Below are 7137 nucleotides of genomic sequence, written 5' to 3' on the forward strand. Positions count from 1 at the left end.
GGTTCTCTCCGATACATTTCTGATAGCGTTCTAATTGACGCGTATACACGCCATAGCAATTGTTTGAGCGAACCTTACAGTCACGCTTCGCCACGTAGCGGTATTGCAGGAGTGAGCGACAAGCCTGTGCATATTGACCATTTAACAGATTGGTACGCATAGACGACTTGTTAAATGCACCAATGCCGTATTGGTAGACAAAGTCGAGATACACGTCATATTCAGTTTGTGACAATGCAACTTTTGGAATTGAGTTTTTAAGCTGACGTTCTGTTTTACCCACATGCTGACGTAAGTAATGATCTGCGGTGGCTCGGGTGATGGGTCGATCATGCAGTGTGACTGATACCCCATTGGGGTAAACGGTAGTTCCGTGGCCAATCGTAGGCACATCGCCCTTGGTTGGAACAATAGGTTTTGAGGTAAAGCCCTCATTGAGTTTTACCCCACCGATAAAGCCAAGGGATGCGGTGAGTAATCCCACCATAAGTTTATTTTTGTTCGACATGAAATTGCTCCTGTAATTTTTTCAGTTCTGCGCGATGAAGTTCCTCTGCGCGTTGGTTTTCCTTTGCCTTGTAATACCAATTCACAAAGAAGCTAGATAAGCTAATAAAAAAGCCACCGATACCGACAGCCAAGCCAATGAGTGCCAATAGATCTAAGTTGGCAACCCAAGCTAATAAGCTCGCGCCTGATACGCCCATCGTGGTTTTAGTTGATACAGAAGCGACACTCGATGCCGTTTCGATAATGCGTTGATCTGTCATTGGAGTTCCTAAATTTGGGCAATAAAAAACCCCGAGTTAATTAAAACGCAGGGTGTTTATAAGGTGAATTAATTTGTGTTGGCCTGACTAACCCACAACAAATCAAAAGAATTTGAGCAATATAATTCCCTACACGTCTTAACCCGCAGGGGATTGTTAAATAGTTAAGATGATAAGAATTTAGTGATTGGTGGGGTAAAGCCTTTAGGCTCGTAACGAGCCAACTGCGTCAATCTTAAACTGTCTAAGTGGGCAGATATATCTCGACCTGCATTGTCTGAGAATAGTTTTAAGTTAGATGAAGAAATGGAATAGGAGGTAAATTGCTCTAACGCTGTACTCTGTACTGCTACACCATCTTTAAATAAATAAAACACACCATCTTTTCTCATTAAGCAAAGATGCATCATTTGCATTGAATCGATATTAAGTGTTGCAAGATATTGATAAGAAGAATTGGTATAAATTGAAAGTACGAGTTTTTTCGAGTCTAATTCAAGATATACATTCAGCATCCCTTGAGTTGTATTTTCCCCCAACTGCCAAAGCCTTCCATTGTTAATTGAGTTTGCTATATCAATCATAAGCCACGACTCAAGTGTAAAATCTGAAGTATTTAATACCTCGACTTGAGTAGATAATGACGAAGTGGATGGATTATATTCAATTAACCCATCACTAAATTTAGGCATAAGTAAATTAAGAGTACCACTTAAGCTAAGTGTGCGAGCATTACTTGATAAATCTTTAATTACACCAATTTGTGTTGTCTCATTTGCATCAATTAAAAGATCAACTTTATCAGAGAATTTATCATTGGAAACGTCACGCCCAAATGCTTTTGCAGGCACTTGGAAGCCTGTAGGATCATAACGTGCAACCGTTGTAAGTCTAAATGAATCAAACAGTGCGTTTAAGTACGCAGATTGATTATTGTTAAGTAAGTACAGTGTGTTAAGGGAAATCCTTAGGGCAGTATTTTGGGAATTACTCCCTGAAAGAATGCCATCAATAAATAAATAGAACACACCATCTTTTCTCATTAGGCAGATGTGACTATATGCTGTTTCCGTATTAATTGCCTTGTCTGCATTAATCAATGAAACGGATGATCCTGAAGAATCTCGTGCATGTAATATAAACTGCATTGGTGTGGTATTTGAATTTCTAAATAGCGATAGGTAGCCTGCACCTTCACTTCCAATTTGAAATACTCTTGCCCAACTTGAGCTTGATGAACTTGGGCAAACCCAAATTTCAAGTGTAAAATCAGAAATACCAAGCGTTGAAATATTGGCAGATAGCTGAGCAGACTTTGCTTTAATGTACTGGCTAAACTTGGGTTTGGTTAATACAACATTGCTCGCCTTAACTGTGCGTTTTTTTTGCGAAGCATCAACAAAGGTTGCTGTACCCATATCGCCATCTGCGAAAAGAAGAAAATCAACAAACTGGAAGTATTGATCATGGTTTGTTGCGATGATACTAATTTCATCACTAATTTTTTGTTGATTCCCTTTATTTGATGCAACCCGATAAAAGTAGGTTTTATCCTCAATGATGTCACTATCGATATAGGTTTTATCAGTAATACCTGTGGCAATCGGCGTTGGTAGATTGCTTGTATCAATGGTTTGCTCTGCTCGATAAACAGAAAACGACTCACTAGAGCCGTCTGAATCCCACGTTAATGTAATGTTGCTCATTATTTTACTCGCTATATGTTGCTACAACGTTATAAGGTGCTTCAAAAGATGCTTTAACGCTGTGTGTAAATATTTGATAGCTTTCAATGCTATTGCGTACTGATTTCAGCGTGATATGAAATTGATTTGCACTGGAAGCTGAAACATCAAAGCTATATTGATCTACTGCACCAATATTTTGATCAAGCAGTACATTGGATTTTTCATCAGTGATGGTCAGGTAATACGTCACACCAGGTTCAAGTGTGACATTGCCATCCACCCATCCTAAGTAGTCACCCCCGGTTTGTTGTAGGCGGTTGCGGTGTGACCAGGTTAAGTTGATCTTGTCACCAACGGTATCAGGGTAATACTTCCCATCAATCTGAACATTAGCAGGTGGATATGGACGATATGCACGACCTTGCATCGTGGCTGAAATTGCAGTGGCATCACCAACATCAAGCAAAGCACTGAGTGATGATGTTACCAGTTTGGCTGAGATCGTTTCAGTTTCCACATGTTCGGTTTCACTGCCTCCATTCATGACATCCCACACATAACCCACACTGTCTTTGCTGTGTTGTGCAGGTACCGTATCTAATACGCCACGTTTGACTGTTAAGACAATATTGTTGCTGTCGTCTACTGAAATTGCGGTGATCGACACGATTTCATCACCAATTTGCGCCCAAACAGGTAAATCTTCTGTGACATCAATCAGTGAGAAATCAGCGGTACTTGCTGTGACAATTTGCGTATCCAAATAATCAAGATCTGTTGCCAGCGTAAACACCGAACAAAAGTCAAAATTAGAGTCACGCAAGTAATTACCGCTTGCTTCACTCATCAAGTACAGCTGTACGTTTTGCGCCACTGCCCCTGTGGTGGGTCGTGCACATGCCACACCAAAGAAGGAGGCTTCAGGATTGTTTGCTAAAATGGCATCAATAGCGCTTTGTCCTTGGCGTTGCACAAGCTCAAGGTATGGCATATCAAAGGCAATTTGCTGTGTGACAGGAGTTAAATCTATACTTTCTGGATTGCTTGGCTGCACGGCTGTTACGGTAGAGTCGGGCATGGCAAAGATGTCTTGGGTGCAAGTCACGGTGACACTGTTGTTTTTACCGTTGCCAAGATCCACCGCTAACACACGCATCACGACGCTATTAACGTTGTAATCTTTCCAATCCCACTTAAACACATCACCTTGTCTAAAGTTACGTGCAACGGAGCGTTTCACCTTGATTTCGGCACTAATTAGTGGCGTAGCTAAAACCTTAAGATCACGCATCGCTACACGACCTGCGTTGTTGATATTGGAGAAGCCTTTGTACTCAACTGACTTAGAGTTAATGCTGTTTTGCATGGAAACCAAAGCTGTATCTTGTACCGTAATCGTACCATCTTCACCTGTGGCCACATTGGTATAGGTCACGGTAACTTGGTTGATGAGTTCGCTAAAGGTTGCGCGTTGAAACTCGGTGACTTCGCTAATATCGCTCTCATTGAGTATGACAAGGCTTGCTTCATCATAATCATCGCGAATCAGTTTCAGCACGGTCAGTCCTGTGCTTGGATCTTCATAAATCACAGCATTAATGTGATTACGAATCTGTTCTAAAAACGATTCAATCGCTGATTCTTGTGTCCATGTAATCGACATACCGAGTTGTTCAGCATAAAGCGTATCGGCAGCCGTTTTAAATGATTCGTCATTAATCTCTGATTCAGGTTTACCCATCCCCCAAACATCATTGACAAGACATTCACGAATAATATGAGCAGGATTCATATCTGCATACGTGTAAAATACACCTGAAATTGCAGCTGCGATTTGATCAGCTGAAACGACTTGCACAGGATTACCTGTGTTATCAAAATCATTGAGACTACCCACAGTACCCATACCCAAGCCAACAAACTTAACTTTCTTAAAGGCGGTTTGAATATTTGCTTTCGCTGTTTCTACGTCTTGCATCTCCCCATCGGACAGCGTTAAAACGATTTTTTCGCTTAGGGTTGAACTATCACTAAAGGTAAAAAAATTATTAATATTTCCGTAGGCATTGGTTGCCGATGTCCAACCATTTGCAGTCAAGCTATTCACAAATGCTTTCGCACTATCAATATCACTTGAACTTGCTTTACGATAAATCCGAACACCTGAGTTAATTGCCTGAATCATCACATCGATATTGTTGCCACTGATACTATCTAAAACATTGTTGACCCCTGCCTTCATATTTTTCATGTTGGCATCAGACATTGATCCCGAATCATCTAAGATAAAAGCAATCTGCCCAAGGTTATTGATAGTTACGGTGCCAATGGCTGCCTTTTCATCGTACCATTGCACATCACCATCACTGGTTTTGTGGATCCGTTGAACTAAGGTTTTCCATGTTTTAAGGTAGGGGTTCATCCCTAACAACATCCCTCGGTCGCCACTGATAGTTTTAGTTGTGTATTGTCCAGTTTGTTTGTCTATTGCAAGGTATTCATAACTATATTTATCGTGCAATACCATGGATGCTACACCACGATAAGCAGGCAAATACGCTTGTGAAGACTCGGCATTTTTTGCAAGTTTGGTTAAATAACTGTTTTGCAGTTGATCAGGAGAACCGTCAAGAATGTCCAGTGTGCCGGCAATACCGCCTTGTGAACTCTCACCACCAAATAGACTTTCTTTACTAATAGTGTACGACCCTGCTACATAATTTCCCTCAAGCAACACTTTGCTATCATCCACTAAGATTTTTTTAATGGCATCAATTGGACCATGACTGAGCACCATGTGGATGCCTGCAAAGAATTTATAGCCAATGGTTTGTTTTTTACTACTTCCCATGTCGTGCCACCTCTATGGCTTGATTGGCCATTGCATCGTTAAGCTTTGCAAGTTCTGATGCTTTGATACCATGTTTTAAAAACGACTGAAAATCTAAATTATGAGATATAAAAAAAGCCCGGGTGCCTTTGCTACACATCCGAGCTTGTTTAACGTGTTCAAATCGAACAATGACATCATCATCCATTACTTTTTCCCTCCCTTCGCTTTGACCGCTTCACTGTCTACATCACCATATTGCACCACATTGTGCCCACGCCAACAGGTGCCAAACACGACAGGAATGGTTTTACCTTCTTCTGCTGTGGTTGCTTCAAAATCACCTGCGGTTGATTGTGTATCTTGATTGGCTGCTTTGCGTGCGGTGACATAAGTAGCAATGGAGATAATTAAAAGAATTGCGTAAACAATCCACTCAATTGGTGTCATCACTTACTCCTAAATAATGGTACCCACAAATGGGTTGCTACTTGGCATAAAAGGAAAGCCGCCAAAATTTAAAATATTATTAAACTTATCGGTACAGGTGGTATTGAGCTTGTCGCACCCCGGATAAATACTGACAACGTCACCTAAAGCAAGGTCGCTTGCTGTAAATGAATTAAATAACGTCAGTGTGATTTGATACAGGTCAACCGTTTTTCGATTGCTTGTTGTCGCTAAGTCTGTATCACTAGGCGTGGTTTCAAGGGTTTGTGTTTGTTTAGTGCTATTGCTTAGCGTTGTGTTGGGGTAAACAGTGTCTACCTGTGTGGTGGTCGTAAGGGTTTTGCTTGTTTCATCCCACTCCTTGCTAACCGTGGTATTGATGGTTGCCTGCTGTGTTAAAAGCACCGCTTCTTGGTTCTTTGTAATATATCGCATGATCTCGGTATTGTTTTCAATGATACCCCCTGCAAAATATGCCGCAGCAAACGAGTCCATACTATATAACGTCACCGTACTAGATGTTATTTCTGCAACCACAGCCTGATGTTTAAAATCATCTTTACTGAGTCGGCAAGACTTACCATACAGTGCATGAGGGCAAGTGCGTTGATAGCGTCGATATGCCCCTGCTCGATTACGCATCGTTGAGCCATTCTCAAACTTAAGCTTCACCGTTGCACCATCCACACTCACCATGGTTAAACGCCCTTTCCAGATCACTTGGGTGTCGCCATCGTAGTTTTCAAATATGGTTAAGCCGACTGCTACTTCAACCGTGGTGGTGAGGTAACGTTGTGCAACCGTGTTGTTGAGATCAAGTGAAATGGTCACACTTTGTTTTTCCATTTCTGACTTTAAGTTGATGGTGGTTCGCTCAATTGCACTGGGTTCATATACTTCATTGTTATGTGTGATGAACTTATTGGCGGTGGTTAAGCAAAATGCACTCTCCCCTTCTGCGAAGCGAAATAATTCATGCTTTCTTTTAAAAATATTCATGCTTCAATTTCCATAATTGAGGTGTTAGCTTCAACGATTTCATTGCCTTTATACGTAAAATCAATCGAATCGCTGTTCAAGCGATACAGACCCAAATAACTGATGCGTTGCACCTGTGAAGTGGCAAACCCTAAACTTGATGTGAGGGTGTATTTCACTTGGGTAGATGACACTTGCTCAACCTGACTCGCCTGCACCGCATACCATTGTCCATTCGCTTTAATGGCGAGTTTTAAACGATTGGATGCACAGGACATCACATCATCATCTTGCACCACCAAACTATTGCCGTTCAGACTCACCAAACGTAAATTGCTCTCATAGCTTGGCATGTAAAACGGACGATACTGCCCCATACGTCTGACCAACCACTGCTTAAACTCAAACAGCTCTTGTTGGT

7 protein-coding genes and 1 pseudogene are annotated in these 7137 nt (G+C 41.4%); all 8 read right to left on the reverse strand.

Annotated elements, in window-relative coordinates:
- Positions 1-508 (reverse strand): glycoside hydrolase family protein (locus tag PCI70_RS11980; RefSeq protein WP_269915573.1); only part of this gene is annotated, 508 nt, incomplete at its 3' end.
- Positions 492-770: a holin gene (locus PCI70_RS11985; RefSeq protein ID WP_269915574.1), complete on the reverse strand. Its 279-nt coding sequence runs from the start codon at positions 768-770 to the stop codon at positions 492-494. The genes PCI70_RS11980 and PCI70_RS11985, both read right to left, overlap by 17 nt.
- A 164-nt stretch (positions 771-934) precedes the next feature.
- On the reverse strand, positions 935-2476 hold the full coding sequence (locus tag PCI70_RS11990) for a LamG-like jellyroll fold domain-containing protein (RefSeq protein ID WP_269915575.1): 1542 nt from the start codon (positions 2474-2476) through the stop codon (positions 935-937).
- A gap of 4 nt (positions 2477-2480) precedes the next feature.
- Positions 2481-5309 carry a phage tail protein gene (locus PCI70_RS11995; protein WP_269915576.1) on the reverse strand — a complete coding sequence of 943 codons (2829 nt, stop codon included), beginning with the start codon at positions 5307-5309 and terminating at the stop codon, positions 2481-2483.
- On the reverse strand, positions 5299-5496 hold the full coding sequence (locus PCI70_RS12000) for a hypothetical protein (protein WP_269915577.1): 198 nt from the start codon (positions 5494-5496) through the stop codon (positions 5299-5301). The genes PCI70_RS11995 and PCI70_RS12000 overlap by 11 nt, the downstream gene beginning before the upstream one ends.
- Entirely contained in the window at positions 5496-5738 is a 243-nt protein-coding gene (locus tag PCI70_RS12005; RefSeq protein WP_269915578.1) for a hypothetical protein, read from the reverse strand. The genes PCI70_RS12000 and PCI70_RS12005 overlap by 1 nt, the downstream gene beginning before the upstream one ends.
- A 9-nt stretch (positions 5739-5747) precedes the next feature.
- Complete coding sequence (locus PCI70_RS12010; protein WP_269915579.1) at positions 5748-6737, reverse strand: phage BR0599 family protein; 990 nt, start codon at positions 6735-6737, stop codon at positions 5748-5750.
- A pseudogene (locus tag PCI70_RS12015) lies at positions 6734-7137 on the reverse strand (hypothetical protein); the annotation flags it as partial. The gene PCI70_RS12010 and the pseudogene PCI70_RS12015, both read right to left, overlap by 4 nt.

Origin of the sequence: Acinetobacter sp. HY1485, assembly GCF_027568475.1 — a bacterium.
Classification (GTDB): domain Bacteria; phylum Pseudomonadota; class Gammaproteobacteria; order Pseudomonadales; family Moraxellaceae; genus Acinetobacter.